Source organism: Embleya sp. NPDC050493, assembly GCF_044458105.1.
GTDB lineage: Bacteria > Actinomycetota > Actinomycetes > Streptomycetales > Streptomycetaceae > Embleya.
This window is the reverse complement of sequence record NZ_JBITHP010000003.1, coordinates 40,187-63,115: the sequence shown is the minus strand read 5'-3', so window position 1 is coordinate 63,115 and position 22,929 is coordinate 40,187. Positions and strand designations below refer to the sequence as shown.

21 protein-coding genes are annotated in these 22,929 nt (G+C 72.0%); 8 read left to right on the top strand and 13 right to left on the bottom strand.

Annotated features, from left to right (window positions below; translation table 11 throughout):
* Nucleotides 1-2 precede the first annotated feature (2 nt).
* Together ACIBM5_RS07070 and ACIBM5_RS07065 are read left to right on the top strand one after the other, a co-directional pair.
* Complete coding sequence (locus ACIBM5_RS07070; RefSeq protein ID WP_396005800.1) at nucleotides 3-602, top strand: dihydrofolate reductase family protein; 600 nt, start codon at nucleotides 3-5, stop codon at nucleotides 600-602.
* A gap of 62 nt (nucleotides 603-664) precedes the next feature.
* The gene (locus ACIBM5_RS07065) at nucleotides 665-1,048 is read left to right on the top strand and encodes a PPOX class F420-dependent oxidoreductase (protein ID WP_396005798.1); all 384 of its coding nucleotides are present in this window, start codon (nucleotides 665-667) and stop codon (nucleotides 1,046-1,048) included.
* Between the two features lie 96 nt (nucleotides 1,049-1,144).
* Here ACIBM5_RS07065 and ACIBM5_RS07060 read toward each other — a convergent pair whose 3' ends face one another.
* Nucleotides 1,145-1,780 carry a TetR/AcrR family transcriptional regulator gene (locus ACIBM5_RS07060; RefSeq protein WP_396005797.1) on the bottom strand — a complete coding sequence of 212 codons (636 nt, stop codon included), beginning with the start codon at nucleotides 1,778-1,780 and terminating at the stop codon, nucleotides 1,145-1,147.
* A 206-nt stretch (nucleotides 1,781-1,986) separates the two neighbouring features.
* Here ACIBM5_RS07060 and ACIBM5_RS07055 point away from each other — a divergent pair, with 206 nt between their 5' ends.
* Complete coding sequence (locus tag ACIBM5_RS07055) at nucleotides 1,987-2,949, top strand: zinc-binding dehydrogenase (RefSeq protein ID WP_396005796.1); 963 nt, start codon at nucleotides 1,987-1,989, stop codon at nucleotides 2,947-2,949.
* A gap of 148 nt (nucleotides 2,950-3,097) precedes the next feature.
* Nucleotides 3,098-3,319 carry a hypothetical protein gene (locus tag ACIBM5_RS07050; protein ID WP_391585860.1) on the top strand — a complete coding sequence of 74 codons (222 nt, stop codon included), beginning with the start codon at nucleotides 3,098-3,100 and terminating at the stop codon, nucleotides 3,317-3,319.
* A 380-nt stretch (nucleotides 3,320-3,699) separates the two neighbouring features.
* Here the strand turns inward: ACIBM5_RS07050 and ACIBM5_RS07045 are convergent, their stop codons facing one another.
* Nucleotides 3,700-4,629, bottom strand: a complete 930-nt coding sequence (locus ACIBM5_RS07045) for a LysR family transcriptional regulator (protein WP_396006361.1) — start codon at nucleotides 4,627-4,629, stop codon at nucleotides 3,700-3,702.
* 341 nt (nucleotides 4,630-4,970) lie between these two features.
* Here ACIBM5_RS07045 and ACIBM5_RS07040 point away from each other — a divergent pair, with 341 nt between their 5' ends.
* The 3 genes from ACIBM5_RS07040 to ACIBM5_RS07030 all read left to right on the top strand — a co-directional run bounded on the left by ACIBM5_RS07040 (nucleotide 4,971) and on the right by ACIBM5_RS07030 (nucleotide 7,046).
* Nucleotides 4,971-5,801 (top strand): hypothetical protein, encoded by an 831-nt coding sequence (locus tag ACIBM5_RS07040; RefSeq protein ID WP_396005795.1) that lies wholly within the window; start codon nucleotides 4,971-4,973, stop codon nucleotides 5,799-5,801.
* A gap of 302 nt (nucleotides 5,802-6,103) precedes the next feature.
* Nucleotides 6,104-6,673, top strand: a complete 570-nt coding sequence (locus ACIBM5_RS07035) for an RNA polymerase sigma factor (protein WP_396005793.1) — start codon at nucleotides 6,104-6,106, stop codon at nucleotides 6,671-6,673.
* The gene (locus ACIBM5_RS07030; RefSeq protein WP_396005792.1) at nucleotides 6,657-7,046 is read left to right on the top strand and encodes a hypothetical protein; all 390 of its coding nucleotides are present in this window, start codon (nucleotides 6,657-6,659) and stop codon (nucleotides 7,044-7,046) included. Before ACIBM5_RS07035 ends, ACIBM5_RS07030 begins: the two co-directional genes overlap by 17 nt.
* A gap of 248 nt (nucleotides 7,047-7,294) precedes the next feature.
* Here the strand turns inward: ACIBM5_RS07030 and ACIBM5_RS07025 are convergent, their stop codons facing one another.
* The 3 genes from ACIBM5_RS07025 to ACIBM5_RS07015 form a co-directional block, all read right to left on the bottom strand.
* Nucleotides 7,295-9,415: a phosphocholine-specific phospholipase C gene (locus tag ACIBM5_RS07025; RefSeq protein WP_396005790.1), complete on the bottom strand. Its 2,121-nt coding sequence runs from the start codon at nucleotides 9,413-9,415 to the stop codon at nucleotides 7,295-7,297.
* 778 nt (nucleotides 9,416-10,193) lie between these two features.
* Nucleotides 10,194-11,717: a hypothetical protein gene (locus ACIBM5_RS07020; RefSeq protein WP_396005789.1), complete on the bottom strand. Its 1,524-nt coding sequence runs from the start codon at nucleotides 11,715-11,717 to the stop codon at nucleotides 10,194-10,196.
* Nucleotides 11,718-11,821: 104 nt separating this feature from the next.
* Nucleotides 11,822-12,409, bottom strand: a complete 588-nt coding sequence (locus tag ACIBM5_RS07015) for a class IV adenylate cyclase (protein WP_396005788.1) — start codon at nucleotides 12,407-12,409, stop codon at nucleotides 11,822-11,824.
* A gap of 465 nt (nucleotides 12,410-12,874) precedes the next feature.
* On the opposite strand from ACIBM5_RS07015, the gene rph reads away from it, so the two are divergent.
* On the top strand, nucleotides 12,875-15,478 hold the full coding sequence (gene rph, locus ACIBM5_RS07010) for a rifamycin-inactivating phosphotransferase (RefSeq protein WP_396005787.1): 2,604 nt from the start codon (nucleotides 12,875-12,877) through the stop codon (nucleotides 15,476-15,478).
* A gap of 73 nt (nucleotides 15,479-15,551) precedes the next feature.
* Here rph and ACIBM5_RS07005 read toward each other — a convergent pair whose 3' ends face one another.
* The 8 genes from ACIBM5_RS07005 to ACIBM5_RS06970 form a co-directional block, all read right to left on the bottom strand.
* Complete coding sequence (locus ACIBM5_RS07005; RefSeq protein ID WP_391585850.1) at nucleotides 15,552-16,232, bottom strand: hypothetical protein; 681 nt, start codon at nucleotides 16,230-16,232, stop codon at nucleotides 15,552-15,554.
* A gap of 131 nt (nucleotides 16,233-16,363) precedes the next feature.
* On the bottom strand, nucleotides 16,364-18,067 hold the full coding sequence (locus ACIBM5_RS07000; protein WP_396005786.1) for a class I adenylate-forming enzyme family protein: 1,704 nt from the start codon (nucleotides 18,065-18,067) through the stop codon (nucleotides 16,364-16,366).
* 97 nt (nucleotides 18,068-18,164) lie between these two features.
* Nucleotides 18,165-18,521, bottom strand: coding sequence for a hypothetical protein (locus tag ACIBM5_RS06995; protein WP_391585848.1), 357 nt, complete (start codon nucleotides 18,519-18,521; stop codon nucleotides 18,165-18,167).
* Between the two features lie 119 nt (nucleotides 18,522-18,640).
* Entirely contained in the window at nucleotides 18,641-19,753 is a 1,113-nt protein-coding gene (locus ACIBM5_RS06990; RefSeq protein ID WP_396005785.1) for a D-2-hydroxyacid dehydrogenase, read from the bottom strand.
* The gene (locus ACIBM5_RS06985) at nucleotides 19,750-20,676 is read right to left on the bottom strand and encodes a thiamine pyrophosphate-dependent enzyme (RefSeq protein WP_396005784.1); all 927 of its coding nucleotides are present in this window, start codon (nucleotides 20,674-20,676) and stop codon (nucleotides 19,750-19,752) included. Before ACIBM5_RS06985 ends, ACIBM5_RS06990 begins: the two co-directional genes overlap by 4 nt.
* Entirely contained in the window at nucleotides 20,673-21,854 is a 1,182-nt protein-coding gene (locus tag ACIBM5_RS06980) for a hypothetical protein (protein WP_396005783.1), read from the bottom strand. The genes ACIBM5_RS06985 and ACIBM5_RS06980 overlap by 4 nt, the downstream gene beginning before the upstream one ends.
* Nucleotides 21,851-22,216, bottom strand: a complete 366-nt coding sequence (locus tag ACIBM5_RS06975) for a ferredoxin family protein (RefSeq protein ID WP_396005782.1) — start codon at nucleotides 22,214-22,216, stop codon at nucleotides 21,851-21,853. The genes ACIBM5_RS06980 and ACIBM5_RS06975 overlap by 4 nt, the downstream gene beginning before the upstream one ends.
* Nucleotides 22,213-22,782 carry a 2-oxoacid:acceptor oxidoreductase family protein gene (locus ACIBM5_RS06970; protein ID WP_396005781.1) on the bottom strand — a complete coding sequence of 190 codons (570 nt, stop codon included), beginning with the start codon at nucleotides 22,780-22,782 and terminating at the stop codon, nucleotides 22,213-22,215. Before ACIBM5_RS06970 ends, ACIBM5_RS06975 begins: the two co-directional genes overlap by 4 nt.
* Nucleotides 22,783-22,929 lie beyond the last annotated feature (147 nt).

The following is a 22,929-nucleotide window of genomic DNA, read 5'->3' as shown; positions in this document are numbered from 1 at the left end:
TGATGAGCAAGGTGTTCAGCGCGTTGTCGGTATCGGTCGACGGATACATCACCGGTCGTGACCCGGCCCCCGGCCGCGGGCTCGGCGATGGCGGGATGCTCTTCGACTGGTACTTCGACGGCGACGTGCCCAGTCGGGTCTTCGACGGTTTCAGGCTCTCCGAGCCCAGTGCCCGGTTCTTCGACGACGCGGCCGGTCGGGTCGGCGCAAGCGTCGCGGGCCGCAACACGTACGAGGACTCCGACCGTTTCGGCGACGACGGGACCCCGCACCCGGCGGCGCCACTGTTCGTGGTCAGCCACCGGCCGGCACCGCGGATGACCGGCGACCGCCAGAGGCTGATCACGACGGGGTTGGCGGACGCGGTCGCGGCGGCCCGGGAAGCGGCCGGCGACAAGGACGTCGCCCTCATGGGTGGAGTCCTGGTTACCGAGGCGCTGAAGGCGGGGCTGGTCGACGAGCTGATCCTGCACCAGGTGCCCGTCCTGCTCGGCGCCGGCCGCCCGTACTTCCACGGCCTGCCCGAGCACGTGCGACTCCGTCTGCTGGAGGCCGTTCCGGCACCCGGAGTCACCCACCTGCGCTACGAGGTGGTGCGATGACCCCGGTCGTCTCGCCGAATACGACCCGTGCCGACCACAACTCTCGCCGAAGGAGCACAGACATGCTCGACCCCGACGTCCGACGCATTCTCGACGGTACTTCGATCGCCCACCTCGCCAGCCTTCTCCCGGACGGCGCTCCGCACTCCGTTCCCGTCTGGATCGGTACCGAAGGCGACCACGTGGTGATACTCACCGGGCCCGGCAGCCGTAAGGCGAGCAACCTGCGGCGCGACCCGCGGGTGGCGCTTTCCCTGACGCCGAGCGACAACCCGTTCGAGCCGGTCGTCATCCGCGGGCGGGTCGTCGACTGGCTGGAGGGCGAGGCGGCCTGGACGATCATCGACCGCATCGCCACGAAGTACACCGGTGCGCCCTACACCCGCGGGCAGGAACGCGTCGTGGCCGTGATCGAGCCGGAGCGACAGACCGTCGGTGTCGGCTGAGGCGCCGGACCCGGGCGACCTGTTCCCACGGGTTCGGCCCGGCGATCCCCTCCCGGGTGTGCGGTGGTTCGCTCGTCGAGCGTGGATACCGCTCGCCTATGGTCGGGCGCCGTCCGGTGCATTCGGCGCCAGTCGTGCCGCCGGTGGTAGCGGTGCGTGCCGAGGGCAGGCTTCCAACGCCTGGATCGCCAGCGCCGCGAAGCGTCGGGAGGCCATGACCCGGGTGGCCGTCGATCCGGCGTGGATTCCCTTGTTGGCCATGAGGACGAGAATGAGGTCGTCCAGGACGAAGTCGGGCCGCAGGCGCCCTGCGGCCTTGGCTCGCCGGGCCAGTCCGGCGACTGCTTTCACCGTGTACTCGCGTCCCGCGACATCGGGTGCTCCGGGGAGGGTTGCCAGGAAGGCCTCGGTGAAGCCGCGATCCCGCGCGTGCAACTCACAGAGCTTCTCGATCACCAGGCAGAGGCCACGCCACGGATCGGGATGAGCGCAGCCCTCGTCGACGATGGTGCGGCAAGCGCGCAACCGGTCCGCGAAGGCTTCGGCGACCAGTAGCTGCTTGGTCGGGAAGCGACGGTACAGGGTGGCGGGTCCGACACCCGCGCGCCGCGCGATCTCCCGCATCGGCACGTCCAGGCCGACCGTGGAGAACAGTGCTCGGGCCGCGTCGAGGATGCGCTCACGGTTGTCCAGCGCGTCGGAACGCAGCGTGTGAGGCAAACGTTCGATCACGTTCTCACTTTAGCCAAACGGACGGGGGCGTCCGTTACGTTCGAGGCATCGCAGTTCAGCGAGATCACCGAGCGCGCCGCGCCGAGATCGGATCCCTGTCACGCCGTGAACCCCTTCCCGCCCTCGGCGGCGATCGGAGCGAGGCGGCGGGTGCCCGGGCACGGCCGCAGGTGATCTCGATCGGCCCGAGCACAGGGGAGGCGACGTTGAAGGCGATCGTGATCCAGGCGTACGGAGGCCCGGAGGGTCTGGCTGTCGTCGACCTGCCGGCCCCCACGCCTGCTGCCGGACAGGTGCTGATCGGCGCCGAGGCCGTGGGCGTGGGTGGAGTCGACGTCGTGATCCGAAGCGGGGCCCTGGCCGCCTACGGCTTCGAGGAGGGCTTCATCCCGGGCAGCGAGGTGGCGGGCACCGTGATCGCGGTGGGTGACGGCGTCGACGCCTCGTGGATCGGCCGTCGGGTATGGGGCTTCACCGGAACCGGGGGAGGGTACGTCGAACAGGCCCTCGTGCCGGTCGAGGAGATCGTCCCCCTGCCCGTGAACCTGTCCGCCGTCGACGCGGTGACGCTCGGCAGTTCCGGCGTGGTCGCGCATTTCGGGCTCCGCCACGCCCACTTCGCTCCCGGGGAGACGGTCCTGGTGCGTGGGGCGGCCGGCAGCATCGGGATCATGGCCGTGCAACTCGCCGCTCGCGGCGGCGCCGCCGCGGTGGCGGTCACCACCTCCTCGGCCGAACGAGGCGGGCGGCTGCGACGCCTCGGCGCGACCCACGTGCTGGACCGCTCCGGCGGCGGGGGAGGGCGAGCGCCCGAAGGGTACGACGTCATCATCGATGTGGTGGCCGGCAAGGACATGCCGTCGTTCTTCGACCGGCTCGACCCGAACGGCCGCATGGTGGCCGTGGGTGCCGTCGCAGGCCCGCCACCGGCGGACTTCGGCATGAAGATCATGGCGGCGTTCCGGAAGTCGATGTCCTTCGCCACCTTCAGCGCGGCAACCGTCCCCGGAGCCGACCGGCGCGCCGTGCGAGGCGAGCAGTTCGCCGCGGCGGGCCGCGGTGCGATCGAGACCGTGGTGCACGAGGTGCTGCCACTGGAGGCAGCCGCGTCGGCGCACCGGAAGATGGACGCGGGCGAGGTCTTCGGCCGGATCGTGCTGACACCGTAGTCGGTTCCGTGGCGGTCGATCCTGGCCCGCGCGTCCGGCCTGCGAGGACCGGCCGCCGACGGCCGGGTGCGGTGGCCGGGTCGCACCGGCCGGGCTGTGGCATGTCGGACCGGGGGCCGTGTCGGTGCGCGGCGATAGCGTCCGTCGGATGAGTATCGAATCAACTCGCGCCGGTGGGGCCGAGGTCCGAGTCAGCCTGTCTCCGGAAGCCGTGGAACGCGTACGGGCGTTGATCGGACTCGGGCTCGCCGCGTCCATCGAGGACTACGTGGCCGACTCCGTCCGCAACCGGCTCGCCGGGTTCCAGGACTTCGCCGCCGGCACCGTCCGCCGCCCCGACGGCGACCCCAGGGAATGGGTGAAGTCCTAGTAGGCCGTGTCCGGCGGATCTTGGTGGGGCCGCGCCGCCCGGCACCGCACCTCGCCGCACCGGGGAAACAGCCGAATGGAACCACTGTGCGGCTGCTTCTCCGGCACGCCGAGCCACGGCACCGGACGACGCGACCTCATCCACCAGGATCCACCGGACACGGCCTGGGCGGGAGACGGCCGAGGAGTGGACGCCGCCGCCCCGGCCCCGCAGCCGCGGTGTCGTGGTGTCGGTCGACGCGGCCCGGTTGGGCGACGTTGGCTGCGCGGGCCGGTCCGGGGTGGGCCGGATCGGTTGCCGGCTCCGGGTGAGGCGGTTCGTCCGAGGAGTGGACGGCCGCCTCGATCGGCGCCTCGGACGGTTGTCGGCCGCGCGGTCGGTCAGGGGCGGCGGGTTGCGCCGGCCGGATCCGGGCCCGGCTTCGCCGACGCCGCCAAGGTGTCGGTGGCGGCCCGGGTGAAGGCCTGGGCGAGGGGGGAGTAGGCGGCTGTGCGCCAGACCAGGCCCCAGGCCAGAGTGGGTGAGTCGTGGATGGGGATGTACGCGATGTCGCCGCGCGGGAAGTACTTGACCGCGTGCAGGGGTACCGGCGAGATGCCCAGGCCGGCCGCGATCGCGGTGAGCGTCTCGTGTGCCGTGGCGCTGGAGGGGCCGCGCGGGATCGGCCGACCACTGGGTGTCTGGGTCGGGTTGATCGCCTCGGCCCAGTACGCCGGGACCGAGTCGTCGGTCCGGAACACCGGCCCGATCGCCAGGTCTTCGATCGAGACCGAGGCCCGGCCGGCGAATTCGTGCCGGGCCGACACCGCGAGCACCAGCGGCTCCGTCAGCACGATCGGACCCACCGTCAGATCGGGCTCCTCCACCGGCAGCCACACCAGTTGCAGATCGACCTCGCCGCTGCGCAGGAGCCCGAACGGGTCGCCGATGTGCGCCTCGCGGATCCGCAGCTCGCAGTCGGGATACCGGGTCCGGAAGGTGTCCACGACGTCGGGGATCTCGGCCAGCGTGGCATCCATCGTGCCCAGGCGCAGCGTTCCGGAGAGGCCGCGGGCCGCCGCCGCGGCCCGCTCGATCCCGTCCTGGATGCGCTGGTAGCCCGCCGCGAGGTCGTCGCGAAGCTGCCGACCGATCGGGGTCAGCGCCACGCGCCGGCTGGTTCGCTCGAACAACGGTGCGCCGATCCGGCGCTCCTGCTGCTTGATCGCCTGGCTGACCCGGGCCGAGGAGACCAACAACCGCTCGGCGGTGCGGCCGAAGTGCAACTCCTCCGCCAGCACCAGGAAGATCTCGATGTCCCGCAGTTCCATACGCCCCCGCCGTTCGTCGCCGCGCCATGCCATGCCGTGTTGCGTCGTGCCGTGCCCTGCCGTTGTTGCCGCGCACGGGTTGCGCCCCGCTGCCCCGCTGCCCCGTGCGGCGTCCTGTTCGATGTCAGCCGAACCGAGCCGGATCGGATTCCCGCTTCGTCATCGGTAACCCCTCGGTTAACAAGGGTTGCGAGCATCGTCGTTGCTCGGGCGCCGTCCCGGCACGATCGTAGAGACACGCCGAGTGAAACGCTCGAACACCACATCGACGCGACCGATCGACGCGACCGATCGGGGCGCCCGGCCGCGTACCTCCCACCCTCACCGAATCGGGGATCACCATGGCCAAGACCGCCCTCGTCACCGGCGCGACCGGCGCGCTGGGTCTCGCGCTGGTGCGCGGGCTGTGCCGTCGCTTCGGCGACGACGGCGTGGTCTACCTGACCTCCCAGGACCCGGAACGCGGGCGCGCCGCCGTCGCCCGGCTGCACGGCGAGGGATTCGCGCCGCGGCTCGCGGTGCTCGAACCGGGCGACGCGGCCGGCGTCGGCGCGCTGGCCGACACGCTCGCCGAGCGACACGGCGTCGTGGACGTGGTGATCGCCGGCACCGCCGCCCGGATCGCGTTCGGCGTACGCAATCAGGACCAGGTCAGGTCCTACGTGCAGACCGACAACCACGACACCCACCGGCTGATCGAGGCGTTCGCGCCGCTGCTCGGCGACGGGGCGCGATTCGTACTCCTGGCGGGCGACTTCGGCGGACTGCGGCACCTCCCGTACCGGCTGCGAACGCGCTTCGACGTGGATCGGGCGAGTCTGGCCGAGTTGGCCGAGGTGATGGACGACTACGTATGCGCCGTCGAGCAGGGTCGGGCGGCGGCCGAGGGCTGGCCGGCCTGGATCGGCGTCCCGTCGATGATCGGCCGGATCGCCGCGATGAAGATCCTGGCCCGGGACCTGGCCGGGCACGCGGCCCGGCGCGACATCGTGGTCAACGCCGCGAGCGTGTGCCGCGCCGACCCGACCGAACCGGTGGACCCCGCCGAGCGCGCCGCGGAGATCGAGCGCGCCGCCGCCGACGTCCTGTGGTTGGCCACGCTTCCGGCCGGCACGCCCGAGCCGTACGGGGAACTGGTCCGTGCCCGCACGGTGCTCCCCTTCCGGGCCTGATTGTTCGGGTACGACCGTTCGGACAGCCCCGGCTCGGCTCGGCTCGGATCGGCTCGGATCGGCTCGGATCGGGCTGTCACCCACCGACGAACCCGAGCCTCCCGATTCCGGGTTTCGGGTTTCGGGTTCCCGGGTGAATCCTTTCGCGGCCCGACGGGCTCTTATGTGTGTGCGTCGACCGCTCGGTCGGCCCGGGAGTCCGAGGAGGGTACCCATGGGAGTTGTCGTGGTCGGTGTCGCCGTAGGTGTTGCGATGCTGGTGTGTACGTGTGTCGTGATGATCCGGAAGCGGGGGAAGTCGCGTGGCTGACAAGGACTGGCCCGGCGAACCGTTGGTCCTCGCCGCCCAGCGCGGGGACGTCGACTCGATCTCCGCGCTGGTCTCCGGGTCGTATCCGCACGTGCTGCGCTTCGCCCACTCGTTGTGCGCGTCGCCGCACGACGCGGAGGACGCCGCGCAGGAGGCGCTGATCATCCTCTACCGCAAGATCGGGATGTTGCGGGCGACCGCGGCGCTGGGCTCGTGGATGTTCCGCATCGTGCGCAACGAGTGCCTGCGGCGCACTCGGACGGTGCTGCGGCCGGCCGAACCGGACCGGGAGGTGGCCACCGAGTGCCTGGAGGACGACGTGTTGCGGCGCCTGGAGGCCGAGCGGGTGGCGGCGGTGATCGCCGCGCTGCCCGACGATCTGCGCCGGGTGTTGATCATGCGCGATGTGCAGGGTCTGCCGGGTCGGTCGGTCGCCGAGACGCTGGGGCTGAGTACGGCCGCCATGAAGTCGCGTCTGCACCGGGCCCGGGCGGCGGTCCGGGAGGGACTTCGGCAACCGCTCGACGGAGATGAGGGGGTTCTCGATGAAAGCCGGCACTGACCGACGCGCCGCCGATGTCTCGGTGGCGCGGCACCTGGTTCGAGGCGCGCTGGGGTTCGGAGCGCTCGTCGGGGCGTTCGCGCTGCTCCCCGTGATCGGCCCGGCAGCCCTGCTGCTCGCTCCCGTGGGGCTGATCGCGCTGCGCGGTTGCCCGACCTGTTGGGTGATCGGGTTGATCGGGGCAATCTCGGCGGGCCGCTTGGAGCGTCAATGTGAGGACGGCCGCTGCACCTTGCAGCCCACCAAGCCGAGCACCGACCAGGTCCCGAGCACTCGGGCGATTCCGGGCGCATCAGGCGCGCCGAGCGCACCGGCCACCGGCGACGACGCGACCACACCCTCGCCGAAGGGCAAGGTGCGAACCGCCGCCTGAATTGCCGCCCGCCGGCCGCCGGCCACCTCCCGTTTCCCACCCGCCGCCGGCCGTTCCCCGCCGGTCGGCCGCCGCCATCCACCCGCCGCCCGTCGAAGTCCGAAGGCGCCGAACTCCGACAGCCGAAGGCGCCGCCCGGCCCCGGCCGAAGGGCGCCGCTCCGAGAACGCACGTCCCGGCGTGGGGAAGTCGCCGGGACGTGCGCGATGGTGCGGGTCGCAGCCGCGACCTGCCGGTCGATCCGCCGGTCAGCCGCTGACGCTCTCCCGGCCGTTCTCGATGTGGCCGGCCAGGCGTCGGGTGAAGCCGTCGCTGCCCTCGATCGTCACCGTGACGTCGTACCAGCCGTCGGCCGAACCCGTCGACCAGTGCACCGTACGGTCCCGGCCCGGCTTGAGGGTGATCGTACGCTCGCGGTCGGAGCAGCCGACGCCGTAGGCGTTCGGGGTGAGCGTGAACGTCACCGACTGCTTGCCGTGGTTGGTCAGTTCCAGATCCAGCATCCGACCCGTGCTGCGGATCCGCGAGGTGACCTCGGCGCCGGCGGTCGCGGTGGTCCCGGCGAACTCGCGGCGGAAGCCGTTCGGGCCCACCAGCGTCAGGTCGTAGCGGTCGCCCTTGAGCGTGAACGTGTCCGAGCGCCGCCCGCGCACGTCGTAGTGCTTGGGCTTGGGCAGTTCGCCCGAGTACGGGAACAGCTGGAGGTGCACGCTGGACTGCCCGCCGTTGGCGAGGTCGAGCGTCAGCGTGCGCTTGGCGGCGTCCAGCCGAGCGGAGGCGTCCGGCTGGTACGGCAGCGGGCGGGCCGGGCGGCGACCGCGCTCGGGCTCGGGCAGCTTCTGGTCGGCCGGCGGCGTGGGCCGCCAGCGCGAGGTGAACGCCGGGGCCGGGGCCGGGCGCGGCGGCACGTTCGAGCGGCGGGCCCGGTCGAAGTCGAAGACGCCGGTCAGGTCACCGGACACCGTGCGCCGCCACGCGCTGATGTCGGGCGCGCGAACTCCCGTCCAGGTTTCCAGGAATCGGGTCACCGAGGTGTGGTCGAAGATCTCCGAGGAGACGTACCCGCCGACGGTCCACGGCGACACGATCATCATCGGCACGCGGGCGCCGAACCCGATCGGCAGCCCCTTGTAGTACTCGTCCGTGACCTCCTCCGGCGGGCACGGCGCGGGCACGTGGTCGAAGAAGCCGTCGTTCTCGTCGAACGTCAGCAGCACGACGGTCGAGTCCCAGACCTCCCGGTTGGACGCGATCGCATCCAGCACCTGGTAGGTGATCGTCGCGCTGGCGGCCGGCGAGGACGCGCCCGGGTGCTCGGAGTCGGCCGCCGAGGGCACCAGGTAGGACACCTCGGGCAGGGTGCCCGCCGCGATGTCGGCGCGCAGCGCGTCCGCCAGCGAGTGCGGTCGGCCGCGCCGCAGACCACGCTCGTACAGCGCCCGGTCGGCGGCCGGGAGCGCGGCGACGCCCTGCTCCAGCTTGGCCAGCAGCGCTTCCTGCTCGGCGGCCGGCAGCCCGCCGAGCTTGCCGTAGAACGAGTCCAGGCTCTTGAAGTCGCCGGCAGCGGCCAGTGCCTTCCGCGCGACCTGCTTGAAGGAGGCGTAGAACTCCAGGTTGTTGTCCTGGTAGTTGTCCCACTCCTGGTAGACCTTCCAGGACCGGCCCGCGCGCTGGAGCTGCTCGGCGTAGGTGGTCCACGAGTAGCCCGCGTGGGTGTCCTCGGAGTAGGCGGCGTTGTCGATCGCGCGCCGGGTGCTGCTGCCGGGCTCGTAGCCGGTGTAGCCGCTGACCAGGTAGTTGCGGTTGGGCGAGGTCGACGACGGCAGCGCACAGTGGTACGCGTCGCAGATCGTGAACGTGTCCGCCAGCTCGTAGTGGAACGGCAGGTCGGTACGGTCGTAGTAGGCCATCGTGGCGGGCGTCTTGGCGCCGATCCAGCCGTCGTTCCAGCCGTCGTTCCAGGCCTTGTGCCCGCCGTCCCAACCGTGGTCGAGGTCGCCGATGTACTGCAGGTCCTTGGACGCCTCCTGGGCCGCCTTGCGTATCGAGAACGGCAGTACGCGACCGGCGGGGCCGCCCGGCTGCTCGAACACGGCGCGCCCGTCCCGGAGCCGGATCGCATTGCGGTCGCCGAAGCCCCGGACGCCGCGCAGCATGCCGTAGTAGTGGTCGAAGGACCGGTTCTCCTGGACGAGCACGACCACGTGCTTGATCGCCTTCAACCCGCCGCGCCGGGGCGGGGAGGCGAGGGCCTGCTGTACGGACGGCGGCAGGAGCGAGCCGGCGACGGCAAGTCCCGCGCCGCCCGCGCCGAGCTGGAACAGGCGGCGGCGGGATACGCCGGAGGGAGGCTGGGGGGAGGCCGACACGAAGAGCCCTTTCGGATGCGGGGAGCGCCCGTGCGAGGGGTCGCACGGATGGGGTGGTTCGGGTGTGCCGAGCTGTTCGCACGTACGGGGATGGTTCGGGCGTGCGCAGGTGTTCGGACGAACGCAGTTCATCGGTCCGCCGTCGACCGGGGAGCGGATCGCGGGTGACGGCCAGGCAAACTTCCGCCGGCGTACGGGGCTGCGATCCGCGGCACACGCGTCGATCGGCGCAGCGCGCGGGGGTGTCCCGGCGCCGACCCCGAAGCGCCCGGCGGCGGCACGCGGTGCCTCCGAACCCCGGGTCGGCGCATGCGGCGGTCGGGGCCGCCGGGGCAGCCGGCCCTGGGGCGAGGCCGTCCGGCTCACCGGGTACGCGTCGGCCGAGGCGACCTCGTCCAAGCCGACGGCACCGCGCCGCCGTGGGTGACGACCGACGGCCGGCGGCCACACGTTGCGCCGGACGTGCGGTCGGAGCCGCCCGGGCAGGCGGCCCTCGGACGTGGCCGTCCGGCTCACCGGGTACGCGTCGGCCGAGGTGGTCGCGCGCGCCGGACGCGCGGGTGGGGTCGGACTCCCGGCATCCCGGCGATGCCGAACCCGGACGGACGGCCCGGTCCCGATCGACGGAGCCGGGGTCCGGCTGGCCGGCCGGGTGGTCGTCCACGCGACCCCCGACCACCCGGGTCACCCACATGCGGGACGGGGGCGCCGCAGACCGAGCGGATCCCGACTGCGAGCCCGACCGTCCGGCTTCGCCGCCAGGCCGGGGACCTGCTACCTAGACCTGCGCCGCATCCGAAGTCGTGCCGGCCTCCGCCGCTGCCGCGGCTTCGGCTGCCGCGGCCTTGGCTGCCGCCTGGAGGGTTTGCACCGGCGTGTTCGTGCGCAACGCCTCCACGAAGATCAGGTTGTCCGGGGCGATCCGGCCGCGCAGCTCGCCGTCCTCGATGTGGGCCTCGGCCAGCCAGCCCTCCGTCACCAGGGTGTCGGCGGCGGCCGCGACCTGTTCGGCCGCGGTCGCGCTGAGGCCGGTGAGGAACGCGACCTCCACGCGGGTGTCGCCCTTCGCGTCCGAGTGGGCGGTGATGCCCAGTGCGGCCAGCCGTACGTGTGCGGGCTGCTTGCGCAGCTTCTTGTGCGAGATCAGCCGGGCGACCCAACCCGAGGATCGGGTCCTGGGCAACTTGCCCAAGGAGAAGCCCTCGGCGCCGGGGACACCGCACCCGACCGGGTCCTCCTCCGTTGCCAGCAGGTCCTCGACGTCCACGGTGAGCCACCCGGACGCGGTCAGTTCGCCGACCGCGAGTTCGGCCTCCTTGCCGCACACGCCGCGCAGGTCCGGCCCGGTCAGGTTGGCCACGCCCGTGCCGACTCCGCGCAACAGGCAGACCAGCGCGAGCAGTCGCGCGACGGGGGCGGTGCCGGGCGCGGTCCGGCCGATGTAGGTCAGCGCGCCGCGCACCGGCTCGCCGAGGCCGCTCACCGCCCAGTGCCCACCCGGCTCCGCGCCGGGGCGGGCGCTCTCCCACGGGATGCCGCGCTGCTGGGCCAACTGCTGGAGGGTGGTCTCGTACGCCCGGTGGGCCCGTTCGGCCTCGGCCCGGACCAGGCCCGTGCCGAGCGGATACGGTGCGTCGGCCCACACGGTGAGCGCGGCGGCCTTGCGCTTGGTCAACTCCGCGACGACCGTCAGATCGGCGGCGCCGCCGGCCTGGTGCGCGCGGAACCCCTCGACGATCGCGGTGAGTTCGGCCAGCAGCGGCTCCGGCAGACCGGGCGGCACGGTGAGCACGCCGAAACGCTTGAGGCCGGTCTGCTCGCCGTCCTTGGAGCCCTTGGGCTCGCGCGGGCGGCGGGCCTCCTTGGACGACCGCGGCTCCGGCGCCGTGCGGGTGTTCCGGGTCGGCGGCACGGCGGCCACGGGTGCGATCGGCTCGCGCAACTCGGGCAGCAGCGGCGACGAGGGCCGCGGCAGCACCGGTGCGGAGGCAGGCGCGGGTGCGGGCTCCGCCGTATCCCGGCCGGCCACGGACACCTGGATGGGCCCGTCCAGGCCGACCGCGGTCGGTGCCGGGGTCAGCGCCAACAGGCCGCTGTCGACCAGGTCGCCGGCGATGCTCATCGCGCTGCGCGAGCCGATCGTGCGCCCGTTGGGCCCGGCGAGTCCGGCGACCTCGCGGATGGTGATGCTCTGCCCCGCCGCGGCCGCTGCGGCCAACAGCGCGAACACCCGCAACTCCACCGGGGCCATGCGGTTCACATCCATCGAGCCGACCCTGGCGGCACGCGTCTTCAGAGACATGCCCCCCTGTCTACCGCACCGGGCCCGGCCCCGAAGCCGCATTCGACCCCAACACCCGAAAGGACTAACCGAACAGGCCGCAAACGGTCCGGAAATCGATCCGATCACCCCGATCCCGGGGCCTGTTGTGCTTCTCCCCGGAGCCTGCGCGCCGCCGCCACCGCCTCCGTGTATGTCTCGGTCGTCACCGCCTCGCGCGGCACCCCGAGGTCGGCAAGCACCGTCCGCACCACCTCCAGCGCCGCGGCCACCCCGTCGTCGTCCGCCACCAGGGTCTCGACCTCGACGAACGTCTCACCCAACTCCGGTACTTCCACCAGGGACGCGAGCAGGCGTCGACCGTCCCGCTCGAAGGCGTGGTTCCGACACCGCTTCTCGAACCGGATCGTCGGGACGTACCCGAGCCCGCGCAACACCGCATCCGCACCGGCGGCATCCTCGACGCGCGTCTCGTGCTCGGGCTTCGACCCCGACACCGCCTCGACCCGCGCACCCTTGTACGTCAGCACGGACACCGTCGCACCCGCGCCCCGCACCGTCCTGATCCGCAACTCCCGGTCCCCGCCCGCCAATGCCCGATCGGTGTCGTCGTAGTAGGTGTCCACATACACCTCCTCCCGCCCGCCGGCCCCGAGCCGCTCCAGGGCACCGGCCAGAGCCGGCACATCACCCACCCGAGCCTTCAACTCCACCTCGATCACCGCCCGGCCCGCCTCCGCTCACACCGATCGATCCGTCCACCGATTCGAGACATCGAGTGGGTCCCATGGTGCATCGCGTTCGGGTGCGGAGGTCGCCGAGCGCGCGGCGACGAGCATGGGTGCGCGGACGGGCCGGAACGCGGTCACCGATCCCGGCGGCCGGGTGACCGCACCTCGGCGCAAAAGGAAAGGCAGGGAGATCACTCTCCCCGCCACTACCAAGCTATAGCGCACCGGGGGACTTGCGGCAAGACCCCGGTCACCGCGCAGAATCGTCGGCCGAAGCCACAACCTGCGGAAATGGGGCCACGTCGTGCCTGTGTTGTTGTCGACGGACGAGGGACGCGGTGACGTCGAACCGGCGGTGGGACCGGCGGTGCGGTTTTGGGCGCCGGCGCCGGTGAGGCGATCGGCCACCGCGGTGGAGTCGAGCACGGCCGGCCCGGAGGTGTCGCGATGACCGAGCAGTACGTGTTGGATCTGCGAGAGATCGACGAGACGCAGGTCGCGGTCGTCGGTGGCAAGGGCGCGCATCTGGGCGAGCTGTCCCGGATCGAAGGCGTCGGCGTGCCGGATGGGTTCTGTGTGACGACGGACGCCTTCCGGCGGATCATGGCGGAGGCGCCGTCGATCGACGATCGACTCGACCGCCTGTCGCGGTTGAACCCGGACGAGCGGGAGGCGATCGGCGCGCTCAGCGCGCAGATCCGTCGAACCATCGAAGGGATCGCCATCCCGGGCGATGTCGCGGCGGCGATCACCCGCGCGCTCGCCGGGCTCGGCGAGCAGGCCGGCTGCGCCGTTCGATCCAGCGCGACGGCGGAGGACCTGCCGACGGCCTCCTTCGCCGGCCAGCAGGACACCTACCTGAACGTCGTGGGGCCGACTGCGATCCTCCGACACGTCAGCCGGTGCTGGGCCTCGCTGTTCACCGAGCGGGCCGTGATCTACCGCCTGCGGAACGGCATCGACCACCGTACGGTCCGGATGGCCGTGGTCGTGCAACGGATGGTCTTCCCGCATGCGGCCGGCATCCTGTTCACGGCCGACCCCGTCACGGGCAACCGGAAGGTCGCCACCGTGGACGCCGGCTTCGGCCTCGGCGAGGCCCTGGTCTCCGGCCTGGTGAACCCGGATGTCTTCAAGGTGCGGGACGGCGAAATCGTCGCCAAGGCGATCGCCGCCAAACAGCGTGCCGTGCACGCCCTGCCGGCCGGGGGCACGCAGGAGGTGGCGATCGACGCGCAGCGGCAGGAGCAGCCGGCGCTGACGGACGCTCAGGTCGTGCGGCTCGTGGAGCTCGGACGACGGATCGAAGCACACTTCGGTCGCCCGCAGGACATCGAATGGTGCCTGGTCGACGACGCCTTCCGGATCGTGCAGAGCCGGCCGATCACGACGCTGTTCCCCGTTCCGGTCACCGAGACCGGCGACCGGGAGAATCACGTCTACGTCTCCGTCGGTCATGGGCAGATGATGACCGACCCGATGAAGCCCCTGGGGCTCTCGATGTGGCGGCTGACGGCCATGGTGCCGATGCACGAGGCCGGCGGAAGGCTGTTCGTCGACGTCACCCGGCGCCTGGCCTCGCCCGTGAGCCGCGCCGGCCTCCTGGACGTCATCGGGAGAAGTGATCCGCTGATCAGGGACGCTCTGGAGACCGTCCTCGACCGCGACGATTTCGTCCCGTCGCTCCCGGACGCGGGTCCCGGCGGGCCGCCCGCCGGCGGCGCTTCCGCCCCGACCGAGGCCGATCCGGCCATCGTCACCGAGCTGATCGAGCGCAGTCGGGCGTCCATCGCCGCCCTGGAGCGGGACATCCGGACGAAGACCGGACCGGCGCTGTTCGACTTCCTGCTGGAGGCCTTCGAGGAGCACAAGCGTGTCCTCGGTGATCCGCTGAACCTTCGGGCGATCATGGCGGCGATGGAGGCCACCTGGTGGCTCAACGACAAGCTGTGGGAGTGGCTGGGCGAGAAGAACGCGGCCGACACGCTGACGCTGTCCGCTCCCGACAACATCACGTCCCAAATGGGACTGGCGCTGCTCGACGTCGCGGACGTGATCCGCCCGCGGCCGGAGGTGGTGGCCTTCCTGCGGGGCGTCCGGGACGAGAACTTCCTGGACGAGCTGGCCAAGATCGAGGGCGGAACCGAGGCGCGCGACGCCATCGAGGGCTACCTCGATCGGTACGGCATGCGCTGTGTCGGCGAGATCGACATCACCAGGCCGCGTTGGCGCGAGCGTCCCGACACACTCGTGCCCGTGATCCTGGACAACGTCCGGAACTTCGAGCCGGGCGCGGCCGAGCGGCGCTTCGAGCAGGGACGACGGAAGGCGCGGCAGAAGGAACAGGAAGTGCTGTCCCGCTTGCGGGCCCTGCCGGACGGCGACCGCAAAGCCGGCGAGACCAAGCGGATGATCGACCGGGTCAGAAGCTTCATCGGATATCGGGAGTACCCCAAGTACGGCATCATCAGCCGCTACTTCGTCTACAAGCAGGCCCTGCTGGGGGAGGCCGAGCGCCTCGTGCAGGCCGGCGTGCTTGCCGAGAAGGAGGACGTCTTCTACCTCACGTTTCAGGAACTCCACGACGTCGTGCGCTCGAACCGGGTGGACGACCGGCTCATCCGGCGGCGCAAGGACGCGTTCCGGTCGTACCACGCGCTCACACCGCCCCGGGTGCTCACCTCGGATGGCGAGGCCGTCACCGGGGCGTACCGGCGTGACGACGTGCCGGCCGGCGCCCTGGTCGGACTGGCGGTTTCCGCCGGGACCATCGAGGGGCGGGCCCGCGTCATCCTCGACATGGCGGAGGCCGATCTCGAAGCGGGCGACATCCTGGTCACCCCCTTCACGGACCCCAGCTGGTCGCCGCTGTTCGTCGGAATCGCGGGCCTGGTGACGGAGGTTGGCGGCCTGATGACCCACGGCGCGGTGATCGCCCGGGAGTACGGCTTGCCCGCCGTCGTGGGCGTGGAACAGGCCACCCGGCTGATCCGCGACGGACAGCGGATCCGCGTGCACGGAACCGAAGGGTACGTCGAGTTCCTGTCCTGACCGAGCACACCGGGAAGCCTCGTTCGTGGCTTCCGACGGCCCCGGTGCCGGCACCGGGGCCGTCGCCGGTGCGTCAGCCGCTTGCCCGGTGCATCGCCAGTCTCGCCGCCGGGCGGCAGTAGTGGCCGTGCGCGGCGGCGTGCTGTTCGAAGTGCGGCGGGAGCCAGGTGCCGGCGAGCAGCCGAGGGTGTGCCGGGAAGGAATCGAGCGCGGCCAGGGCGAACATCAGCGAAGCCCAGCCGGTGTGCAGCCGGACGCTCATGTATCGGTTCGCGTAGGTGTCCTGGAACGAGGCCTGGAAGACGCCGGGGCCGGGCAGGTCCACCGCGTCCAGGCCGTTCCAGTACAGCGACAGCGGCGCGATCGGATGTACCAGGCGCACGTGTCGCAGGGTCACCGTGACCTCGCCGAAGCCGTCCGGCATCCAGCGCGGCTGCGCGGCTCGGGCGGCGTTGTTGCGCCGGACGTTGTTGCCGATCGCATTGGCCGCCAGCGAGCCGACCACGAACGCCGGGCCGCCGAACACGAACATGTTGCTGTGTCGGTAGCTGCCGTCACCCGCCGCCCGCATGGTGAACCGCTCGGCCTGCCCCGTGGCCAGCGCCCGATCGCCCGCATCCAATCGGATCGGGCTGGGGACCAGCGGCCGTTTCGCCACGCGGTCCTCGATCACGTCGGCGACCACGTCGCAGGTGTAGAGCAGGAAGTCGTCCAGCGGAGTCCACGGCGGCACCTGCGCGCGGGGCCCCCGCATCTCGTTTCCGTTCATCATCGCGCCCCCGAACCACCCGATGTGCGGCGGAGATTCCCGTCGATCGACCGTTCCCCGCGAGCATAGCGGGACGCTCGGTGCGAGCCCGAGGGATTGTCGGTGATCGGTGCTACCTATTCCGGTCCGGGCGCGTCGGGCGGGTCCGTACCGTCTGCGGAGTCCACGCCGTTCGGCGCGTCCACACCGGCTGACGTGCGCGCCCGGTCCGACGTGCGCGCCGCGTCCGCCACGCTCGCCGCGCTCGTTGGTTGTACTGCGGCGATTCGGTCGACCGGGCCCGATTCCTTCTCGGCCGTAAGCCACCGGGTGGGGTTCGGCCCCGATGCGTCCTCCGCCACGATCCGTTCGACCAGGCGCCGGCGCAGCACCTGTCCGGTCGCGAGCGTGCGGGGCAGTTCGGTGGCGTGCACCACCCGGCGCGGATGTTTGTGTGCGGCCACGCGACCGGCGCAGGCGGCGCGCAACGCGGCGAGGTCGGGCGGGTTCGCGGGATTGCCGGGCACCACGACCGCGCAGATCAGCTCGCCCCAGGTCGGGTCCGGCAGGCCGACCACGGCCGCCTCGCGGACCCCCTCGGCCCGCGCCAGCACCGCCTCGACCTCGCCCGGCGCGACCGCTTCGCCGCCGGTGCGGATCAGCTCGCCGACCCGGCCCACGATGCTCAGGTAGCCGTCGGCGTCCACCGTCGCGAGGTCGCCGGTGTGGTAGCGGCCGTCCCGCAACACCGCGCGGGTGGCCGTCTCGTCGTCGAAGTAGCCGTCGAACAGCAGCGGTCCGCGCACGCACACCTCGCCGTCCGGACCGAGTTCGACGTCCTGGTACGGGCTGGGCACGCCGCAACTGCCGGGCTTGCGCGGTACGTCCACGCCCTCCAGTGCGGCCACGTTGCCCGCCTCGGTCGAGCCGTAGAAGACCCGGAGCACCGCGTTCGGAGCGGCCTCGGCGATGGCCGCGAGCAACTCCGGCGGGGTCCGGGACGTACCGGTGTCGGCGAAGCGCAACGATTCCAGCCGGCCGCACCCGCCGGGCCCGGACCGCTCCTCCGCCGCAAGCGTGTCCAGTACCCGTTGCCACACCGCCGGCACGCAGTTGAGCCGGGTCGCGCGGTGTCGGCGCACGGCCGAGACGATCTCCGCGCCGTCGGCCCTGGCGACCAGGACCACCGTGTCGCGGGCCTGCCACTGTTGCAGTGCGATCGTCCACGCACCCATGTGGAACAGCGGATACGGGCACACCATCGCGCCGCGCGGTTCGAGCTGCGAACCGGGATGGGTGCGCAGCACGTTCGTGCGGTGGGACAGGATCACGCCCTTGGGCCGACCGGTGCTGCCGGAGGTGAAGAAGAGTACGTGCGGGTCGGTCTCGTTCGGGCCCTCGGCGACGTCCGGCGTCGGCGCCGCGCCCGCCGGATCCGCAGGGGTGCCCAGCCCGATCACCGGTACCCCGATCGCGGCCCCCACCGCCGCGCCCGGCACGGTGTCGTCGGCGATCAGCAGCGCGGGCCGGGCCACCCGGGCCGTCGCGGTCGCCTCGGCGGCGGACAGGGCCGGGCCGAGCGGGACGTAGACCGCGCCGATCCGGGCCAGCGCCACGAACACGGGCAGCACGTCGAGCGTGGTCCGGTTCCAACACACGACCCGGTCGCCGCGCCGGACGCCGATGGCGCGCAGCGCGCGTACGGTCCGATGAGCCGCCGCGTCCAGTTCGCCGAAGGTGAGCGCGTCGTCCCCCAGGACCGCCGCCGGCCGGTCCGGGACGGCCCTGGCCGCACCCGTGAACACGGCGCCGATCACCAGACCGTCGTGCCCCATCGTCATGCCCTTTCGTCGGCGGTCGAGCCGTTCCGTGCCGGGCCACGCCGTACTGCGCGCAGCCGTTGCCGTGCCGTGCCGTGCCGTGTCGCGTCGTGCCGGTTCAGCGGTCCTTCAGCTCGACGATGATCTCGTGGTAACGCTGCTCACCGACGTTGACCGCGGTCTCCACGCCGCCGCGCCGCATCGGCACCACCACGCCGGGCACCACGTCGGCGGCGAAGTACTCGCGGTATTCGCCCCGGCTGTCCGGTTCCGGCTCGACCGCGATCCGGTCGCCCGCGATCTGGATCAGGTAGTAGTCCAAATCGTGCCGATGCGCGTCGCTGCGCGCGCCCGGGGCCAGCTCCAACTCCCAGATGCGGACCTTGTCGTCCTCGAACAGGACTCGGGTACCGATCCCGCCGAGAGTGCGCTCGGCGGCCGGCTCCGCTGCCGCGGGTGTGGTTTCGTCGCTCATCCGATCCGTCCTTGGGTGAGTGGGTGGATCAATGGGTCGGTCAATGGGTCGATCGGTCGGTCGATCACGTGGGCGGTGCCTTCGGGCATCGCCCCTTCCGGGGCCGGGCGGGCCGGCCGTCAGCAGCCCGCATCCGGATCGACCCGGTTGCGCAGCTCCTCGCCCGCGAGATACCGGGCCAGGTTGTCGCGGAAGAGCCGGAACACCTCGGTGAAGTGTTCGAGAGCCGCGCTGGAGCAGTGCGCGGACAGGTACAGGTTCGGCGCGTCCCACAGCGGGTCGTCGGCGGGCAGCGGTTCGGCCGCGACCACGTCCAGCGCCGCGCCGCCCAACCGGCCGCCGCGCAGTGCGGCGATCAGGTCGGGCTCGACGACGAACGAGCCACGACCGACGTTGCAGTAGAACGCGCCCTCGCGCATCGCGGCGAATGCGGCGGCGTTCATCGTGCCGACCGTGTCCGCCGTCTCCGGCGCCGCCGACACCACCGCGTCGCAGCCGGCCAGCATCTCGTGCAGGTCGTCCGGGGGGAAGAGCCGGTCCACGTACTCGGCGGGCACCTCCACACGCCGCCGGGTCGCATGCACGGTCATCCCGAACGCCTGTGCCCGGCGCGCCAGTTGCGATCCGATCCCGCCGACGCCGATCAGCCCGAGGGTCTTGCCCCGGACCAGTCCGCCGAAGGCGGGTTTCCAGCGCCGCACGTCCTGGAGCGCATCCAGGTCGCGATGCCGCTTGAAGAAGGCGAGCAGCCGGGCGAAGACGAACTCGGCGATCGGCGCGCCGTTCACGCCCGCCGCCGTGGTCAGCCGGATGCGCTCGGTGGGCAGCCCCGCCGAGAGCAGTTGCCCGTTGCCCGCCGCGCAACTCTGCACCCAGCGCAGCCTCGGCGCCAGGTCCGCCACGTCGAACGGCAGGTCGGCCACCAGCACGATCTCGGCCCGGGCCAGCAGGTCGCGCTGCTCGGCGGTCAACACGGGAGCCAGTTCGCGCAGCGCCGGGCGGGTCGCGGCGTCCGGCCGGCCGCGCGCGGTGCGCAGTTCCTCGGGCTCGACGTAGCGGCAGTCCACGATCTCCAGCCTGGGATCGAGCGCGCGCACCGCGTCCAGATCGGCCGCGAGCTCGGATGCCGGACGGATGTCCCAGGCGGACGGGTACATGATGCCGACGACGATCGGCGGCTGCTCGGGGGCATCGGGGACGGGCCCGTGCTCGGGCCCGGGCGGGTGGATCACGCGGAGGTCCTCCGGTCCTTCAGTACGCCGAGGGTGTGCGTGGCGGCGTGGGTGTTCGCGAGGTAGTCCGGCGCGGCGGCGGTGTCCACGAACCAGCCGGTCGGGCACATGGTCAGGATTTCCACGAACGAGAAGCCGTCGCCGCGCAGTTGGGCACGGAACGCGTTCTTGATCATCCGGGTGGTGCGGGTGATGTTGACGATGTCGTTGACCGCGCCGCGCGCGACGTACGCGGCGCCGTCGAGTTCGGCGATCAGATCGGCGAGTCGGATCGGGTAGCCGTGTTCGGCCGCGTCGCGCCCGCCGAGGGTGTTCTTCGTACGCTGGCCGAGCACGGTCGTGGCGGTCATGTGCCCGCCGGTCTCGCCGAAGACACCGTTGTTGAGCATGAAGCACGTGACGTTCTCGCCGCGCGCCGCCGTGTGCAGCACTTCCTGGAGGCCCTCGTTGACCATGTCGCCGTCGCCCTGCACGGTGAACACGAGAGTGTCCGGCCGACAGCGCTTGACGCCGGTCGCCAGCGACGGCGCCCGGCCGTGCAGTGCTTGCAGGACCTCGATGTCGAGGTTGTTGGAGTAGGCCGTGTAACAGCCGATCCCGAACACCGCGATCGCCTTGGCGACCTGGTCGAGTTCCTGGACCTGCTCGACTATCGAGCGCATCGCGATCGGCTCGCCGCACCCCGGACACAGGTGGTGCGCCCCGACGTCGATCAGGTCGGGGGTGAAGTCGTGCACGAGCCGGGCGCCGCACGTGGGCGCGGCGGTCGTGGTGGTCAGGACCGGCAGTTCGCGACGCCCGGCGGGCTGTGGGCCGGTTCGGGGCGCCGTTGCCGCAGTCCCGGGGTTCGTCACCGACTCGTCGCCGGTCGGCGTTCCGGGGTTCGTCACCGACCCACCGCCCGTCGGCGTTGCGGCGCTCATCGTGGATCCGCCGCTCGTCGGGAATCGCCGGCCGGGTGGGCGTGCGGATCCGGAACCCTGGCCGGTCCGTCGCCGTCCGACCCGAACGCGGCCTCGATCCGGCGCCGCATCGCGCCGACTTCGAGGTCGGGCGCGATGCCGAAGCCGGACGAATCCAGGCTGAGCCGGCCGATGAACCGCACCGGCGCCGCGCCCAGCACGGCCAGGCGTACGTCGTCCACCATCTGTCCTCCGCTGTTCTCGTACACGGCCACCAGCCGCGCGCCCGCCGCCGCGGCGCGCACGATCTCGCTCGGGAACGGCACCAGCGTGATCGGCCGCACGTAGCCGACCCGCAGGCCCAGCGCCCGCAGCTCGCGAACGGCCTGACGCACGTACAGCGCAGGCGTCCCGTACGCGACCACCACGACCTCGGCATCGGCCAGGAAACCGGTCTCCGCGCGGGGCTCGGTCTCGGCGACCATGCGCTCCATCGCGCCGCCGTGCCGGGTGTAGAACTCGGCCAGGTCGTAGCCGGCGTCCGTGCGATCGCCGGCGTGCCGTTGCTTGCGGTCGGACAGCGGCGAGACGAGCCTGGCCGCGCCGGTACCGCCCGTCGAGCCGTCCAGGGCCCAGTCCCGCGCGGGCAGCGGGCCGAAGTCGCGGCGCCGGACGTCGACCGAGACGTGCGTGTGGGCCAGGTAGTAGTCGCCCATCACCAGCACCGGGCTGCGCCAGAACTCGGCCAGGTGGAAAGCGTATTGGGTCAACTCGACCGCCTCGCGCACATCGCACGGCGCGAGCACGAGATGCCGGTAGTCGCCGTGCCCGCCGCCGCGCGTGGCCTGGAAGTAGTCGCCCTGCGCGCGGGCCATGTTCAGCACCACGAGCGGAAGCCGCGCATAGACGATCTCGGCCAGCGACTCCTGCATCAGGGAGAGCCCCTGCCCGGTTGATCCGGTCGCGGCCGGCGTACCGGTGGCGGCGGCGCCCCACGCCATCCCGACCGCCTCCAACTCGCTCTCCGCGTTGACGCAGACGCCGCCGACCTCGGGCAGTCGGGCGGCCATGTGTTCGAGCACCTCGGTGAACGGCGTCATCGGGTAGCCGGCGAAGAACCGGCAACCGGCCGCGATCATCGCCTCGCCGATGGCGGCCGAACCGGGCAGTACGGGTGGCCGAGGGCCGATCGTGTTCATCCGCTGGTGCCTCCGGTTTCGTCGCGGGGTTCGTCGTACCGGTAGACCTGGAAGACGAAGTCCGGGCAGATCGCCGAACACGCCTTGCAGGCGATGCAACCCGGCAGCAGTTGCGGATAGCGGTAGCCGCGGTCGTTGACGTCGTCGACGGTCATGCGCAACACGTCCACGGGGCATGCGTCGATGCACAGGTCGCAGCCCTTGCAGGCGTCGACGTCGATGACGAGGGTGCCTTTGCTGAGCACGGGGCCGTCGGGGTGGGTGGCGGGTTCGCGGGTGGCGGGTGCGTGGGTGCAGGGTGCGTGGGCGGCGGGTTTACGGGCGGCCTCGAACTCGCGGCCGGCCGGTTCGCGGGCGGTCATGCGCACACCGGCCAGGCCCGCAGCGCCGGTCCGGCGTGCGCATGTCCCACCCGCAGCGCGCTGCGGATGCCCTCTGCGTGCTGCGTCCGGTACGGCGGCAGCACCTCGGCCGCCGTGGCCAGGAGGGTGTCCAGGCCGACGACCGCGGTGGCCGCGGCGTACGCGCCGAGCGCGATCATCGTCACCGCCGAGGCGTTGCCGCTGCTCGCGGCCAACTCCGAGGCGGGGATGGGCACGAGCCGGCCGATGGTGGGTGTGTCGGCCGGATCGCACAGGCTCGTGTTGAGCACGAGCAGGCCGTCGTCGTGCAGCCGTGCGTAGACGCCGCCGGCGTGGGCGGGATGCAGGACCAGCGCGGACCAGGCCGAGCCGATCGTCGGCGGGCTGTCGATGGGGTCGTCGCCCAGGACCAGCGTGGTGTCCGAGTTGCCGCCGCGCATCATGCCGCCGTACGAACCGAAGTACATCGCATGCCGACCCTCGGCCACCGCGGCGGCGGCCAACAGCGCGGTGGCGAGCTGGATGCCCTGGCCGCCGATCCCGGTCAGTAGAACCTCGCGCTGCATGGGAACCCCTTCGCGGATGCCTGGGAGGACCTGCGGGACGTGTCTCGTGCCTCGTGTTCTCGTGCCTCGTGTTCTGGGGCCTCGTGTGTCTTGCCGTTCGGAACGGTGGAGGTATGTGTCAGAACGTTGTTCCGGATAGTAGGATGA

Coding starts and splice junctions, on each gene's coding strand:
- ACIBM5_RS07070 (WP_396005800.1), top strand. CDS start 3: ATGAGCAAGGTGTTCAGCGCGTTGTCGGTATCGGTCGACGGATACATC.
- ACIBM5_RS07065 (WP_396005798.1), top strand. CDS start 665: ATGCTCGACCCCGACGTCCGACGCATTCTCGACGGTACTTCGATCGCC.
- ACIBM5_RS07050 (WP_391585860.1), top strand. CDS start 3,098: ATGAGTATCGAATCAACTCGCGCCGGTGGGGCCGAGGTCCGAGTCAGC.
- ACIBM5_RS07045 (WP_396006361.1), bottom strand. CDS start 4,629: ATGGAACTGCGGGACATCGAGATCTTCCTGGTGCTGGCGGAGGAGTTG.
- ACIBM5_RS07040 (WP_396005795.1), top strand. CDS start 4,971: ATGGCCAAGACCGCCCTCGTCACCGGCGCGACCGGCGCGCTGGGTCTC.
- ACIBM5_RS07030 (WP_396005792.1), top strand. CDS start 6,657: ATGAAAGCCGGCACTGACCGACGCGCCGCCGATGTCTCGGTGGCGCGG.
- ACIBM5_RS07020 (WP_396005789.1), bottom strand. CDS start 11,717: ATGTCTCTGAAGACGCGTGCCGCCAGGGTCGGCTCGATGGATGTGAAC.
- rph (WP_396005787.1), top strand. CDS start 12,875: ATGACCGAGCAGTACGTGTTGGATCTGCGAGAGATCGACGAGACGCAG.
- ACIBM5_RS07005 (WP_391585850.1), bottom strand. CDS start 16,232: ATGCGGGGGCCCCGCGCGCAGGTGCCGCCGTGGACTCCGCTGGACGAC.
- ACIBM5_RS07000 (WP_396005786.1), bottom strand. CDS start 18,067: ATGACGATGGGGCACGACGGTCTGGTGATCGGCGCCGTGTTCACGGGT.
- ACIBM5_RS06995 (WP_391585848.1), bottom strand. CDS start 18,521: ATGAGCGACGAAACCACACCCGCGGCAGCGGAGCCGGCCGCCGAGCGC.
- ACIBM5_RS06985 (WP_396005784.1), bottom strand. CDS start 20,676: ATGAGCGCCGCAACGCCGACGGGCGGTGGGTCGGTGACGAACCCCGGA.
- ACIBM5_RS06980 (WP_396005783.1), bottom strand. CDS start 21,854: ATGAACACGATCGGCCCTCGGCCACCCGTACTGCCCGGTTCGGCCGCC.
- ACIBM5_RS06975 (WP_396005782.1), bottom strand. CDS start 22,216: ATGACCGCCCGCGAACCGGCCGGCCGCGAGTTCGAGGCCGCCCGTAAA.
- ACIBM5_RS06970 (WP_396005781.1), bottom strand. CDS start 22,782: ATGCAGCGCGAGGTTCTACTGACCGGGATCGGCGGCCAGGGCATCCAG.